The 3,417-nt window shown below is 42.5% G+C and carries 4 protein-coding genes; 2 read left to right on the forward strand and 2 right to left on the reverse strand.

From position 1 onward, the window contains the following. Positions 1-233 precede the first annotated feature (233 nt). Complete coding sequence (locus tag AC0Z7K_RS24335; RefSeq protein WP_485616257.1) at positions 234-575, forward strand: hypothetical protein; 342 nt, start codon at positions 234-236, stop codon at positions 573-575. Between the two features lie 83 nt (positions 576-658). Here AC0Z7K_RS24335 and AC0Z7K_RS24340 read toward each other — a convergent pair whose 3' ends face one another. Beyond that, complete coding sequence (locus AC0Z7K_RS24340) at positions 659-1,105, reverse strand: Ivy family c-type lysozyme inhibitor (protein WP_485616258.1); 447 nt, start codon at positions 1,103-1,105, stop codon at positions 659-661. 333 nt (positions 1,106-1,438) lie between these two features. Beyond that, positions 1,439-2,416 (reverse strand): Abi family protein, encoded by a 978-nt coding sequence (locus tag AC0Z7K_RS24345; protein ID WP_485616259.1) that lies wholly within the window; start codon positions 2,414-2,416, stop codon positions 1,439-1,441. Between the two features lie 421 nt (positions 2,417-2,837). Between AC0Z7K_RS24345 and AC0Z7K_RS24350 the strand changes: the two genes are divergently transcribed. After that, positions 2,838-3,104 carry a hypothetical protein gene (locus AC0Z7K_RS24350; protein ID WP_485616260.1) on the forward strand — a complete coding sequence of 89 codons (267 nt, stop codon included), beginning with the start codon at positions 2,838-2,840 and terminating at the stop codon, positions 3,102-3,104. Positions 3,105-3,417 lie beyond the last annotated feature (313 nt).

Below are 3,417 nucleotides of genomic sequence, written 5' to 3' on the forward strand. Positions count from 1 at the left end.
GCGTTTGTTACGTCCGGTCATAATGTCACCTGTTTTGACTATGAGGCGATGATATCACCTCTATTCAGGTGGCCAAATTAACTATGCCACTACAGGTACACCCATGTGTACACGCTAAAACAGAGTGCTCAATGAAGATGGATGTTTTTTAAACTCACCCCTGTAACTGCGATACTTCAACTCAAATTCTTTAAGTAGGATAGATGTATCCCACAATAAGGAATCAGCCAGCCATGAGAATGATTGCTCACAAAAAAGAAATCCTGAGCTACTTTGAACCTGACAAACTTGAATGGGTCACGGGTGAGATTGGCGCACTGCCTTTCGATGTGTCAGGCATGTCGTACCTAGTTCACGGGTTGGACTCCTTCAACTTAAGGCATCATCTGGAATATACGCGGCGAACGCTGGAAACAATGGTTCGTGATGGACTGCTAGATCGGGTAAGGGTTCATGAAGCACGTCAGGCAAAGCACGGTGGCGAAGTTAACGCTACTGTGGTTCGCTATGGTATGCCCGGAACGTGTAGGTTAATCGCGATACTGGCAGTAAGCGTGAAGCAATCTAGGGTGTAATTGATTGACGGTGGTTCTATACCCATTTTAGGGCAGCTGTTATGGACTCTGCCTTATGAGCCATAAAAGCTGCCCGCCAAAGGTCATTTGAAATTATAGTTCTCAGGATGAGCCTCAACATCACCGGACAACTCTGCAAACAGAATGCTCCTCATGACTCCGGATTCTATAGGGTCAAGGTTTAACCAAATTAGCTTTTGTCTGTCGTTCTTAAAGTCATATTCCGAATAAACACCATGAATATCTTTTTTTTCCGAAGAGTATATAACTGCGATCGATTGCGACGGGCAGTTGTGCGGTTTACACCCAGAAAGAACAAGGTATTTCACCCCTTTAATTACTACCTCTTTAGCTGGTGTGCTAGTGCCGCCACCCTTTACCCATTCCGGTAGTGCTTGCTTAGATATTAGGGATTTATAGGCTTTACCTGTGTTAGGGCTCCCGGCAAAGTCGAATAAATAAGGTAGTTCAGAAGCAAGTGCAAAAAACGGTGTTAGCATCAACGCGACGCCCAATAGCTTAGCTTTCATAACGACTCCTCTTCAAATATGGTTAGGGCATGATATATTTTTTCAGTATATGTCAGATAAATGGAAAGCCTGAGCACTATCATTTTGCGTACCGGGTAAATCACCGACGTGGTTCCTTGGGCAAGCGAGTCACACCCTACACATTCATACGCTGAGGCATCAATGATTCAGATTGTGTTTGGCTAAATACAGGCAGTTTTCGACAAGGGGGATAGGATTATCGCTGAACTGCTCAAGGAGGCCGAATATTAGACAAAGGCTGAAAGGCTGGGATAAGGAACATTTACAGCGCATGGAAGAGGAAAGGTAGGTAACTACGTGGTAATAACGTGTTCATACTTGCTCAATGGGTTCGTTGTCTGCTTGCACGAAGCCAAGAGCATCTCCAAATCTGGCGCGTGGGAAACCAGTTTTGGGTATCCCCATTGAAGTATATGAGCATCCTGGCATATTAGGTTTTGCATCAAAATGATCCGCAACCTGCCTGAGCCATTTAGAACTAGGTCCGATCATCCTTACCAAATACCAGATAATACAAACAGCACTGTAGAGTCGCTCGTTAATATTGCCCTCTACTTTCAGATCTTTAAAGAAATCTGACTGAGGAATTTGTACAGCAGGATGTTTGCGATTCCAAATACGTGAGTGGTGAGCGCATCTGTTCCGCAATAAGTTGAGACACTTTAGCCATTTTGTAAGGGTTTGTTTATTATCTAGCCCCAAACGTTTAATTATTTTGGCCTGCATGCCTCCATTGAGCATTGCATAGTACTTCGACATCTGTCCAAAGTCCCACGTCTCAACAGCGACCCAAAAAGGAATTTCTTTCTGCTGAGCCAAATGCCACATAATACATTCATCTCTACTTTCGCGAATTTTCTGATCTTGCTTACCTAGCCACTTACCAAAAGTGCTGATTGCTCCATCAGTAAGAAATCTTTGATTTATGTATGTTTCTTTTCTATAAGCTAAAGGATCGTTCCTACCGACCTCGTGAGCGATAACTGAACGAATGTGAATCTCAATTCGTTCTAACGCATCCATCATTAATAGGCGTAGTTTTTTATCAAAGAGATATAGGTCATAAGCTTGTTCAAATGATGTGCCCGCAAGGAAATCGTCACTTCTAAATGAGAGCCCCTCATCGTTTGCGCGGATCACTCGTGATGTATACCAAAAACCAGATAGTCGATAGTAACCAACTTGAGAAAGTTTCCTCATAGCCCGGTCATTATCTTTGATTACCATGCCACGACTGAGCAATAGCTCAAGCTGTTGGTAATATTCTCTATGAGGTTTGGCAGCAATCATTCTCTGAGCTGTGAAGGATAGTTAGAAAATAAAAGGCCCGACCGTGAGACTCACAAACCGTATGGTTATGGAGAAACAGGGGATCGGGCTCGGTTGCTGATAAATCTACACTATGCTGCTTTTATGTCAATGTGACTGGTCACGCTAAGTTCTGTGTTGTTGGCTGCACACACATGGAAAACACTATATGTAGTTGTTTTAAAAGTTTAGAGCCCCTAAATGATGTATTAAATGTTTTTACCTATCGATGAATATGCTTTGTACGCTTGGTATGCATGTGATTTAAAACCTTTTGCTAGCTTGAAGTTAGGGCAACGTTCTTTCATTGCGAAATCAATCCTATGCGTGCCATTAAACTCTTTCAATTTAATAAGGTGGCAATACAATATCAGTTTCTTATAGCTCAGAAATGGAAATCAATATGAAGATAGAACTAACAAGAACTGTCGTTTGTTCCGAAGGCAATCCAATTGCTGTACTTAGTAAAAAGTATGAAACGTCCTTGATACCAGTGCCTGGCATGGACTTACATGATGATATGTGGCCTGACGAAGTTGAAATTTTGCAGGTTGTTTGCGACTTTTCTAATGATCAGTATCACGTTGTTATTCCAGATCTTGATGTTGAGTCAAGAGAAGCATTCGAAAGAATAAAAGGCATTCTGACTTTACATGGCTGGTCTTTTTAAATAAGGGCTTTAGTAGAAGAAGTCATTTGTCCTAGCCCTCAATCGTTAGAATTTGTATGCAACAGGTGGGGTACAAACTAGTAGGGGACATCATGCTTCGAGTTATCTAAAGTCTGCTCGGTACGCACTTTTTTTTCCGTTTCGTATTTCCCGGAAACTCGCTTTCATTTTGCGTACCAGGCTCGCTGCGGTCATGTAAGTATCCCGCTTAACCGAACTGTAAGTATCCCGCTTAACCGAACCATTCACTTTTAGAGATCTTCCGACATACTGATTACGTCACCTGAGGAGATCGCTATGCGTAAGATCCGAT

Source organism: Rahnella sp. 1L-D-7-B-C2 (genome assembly GCF_057290995.1).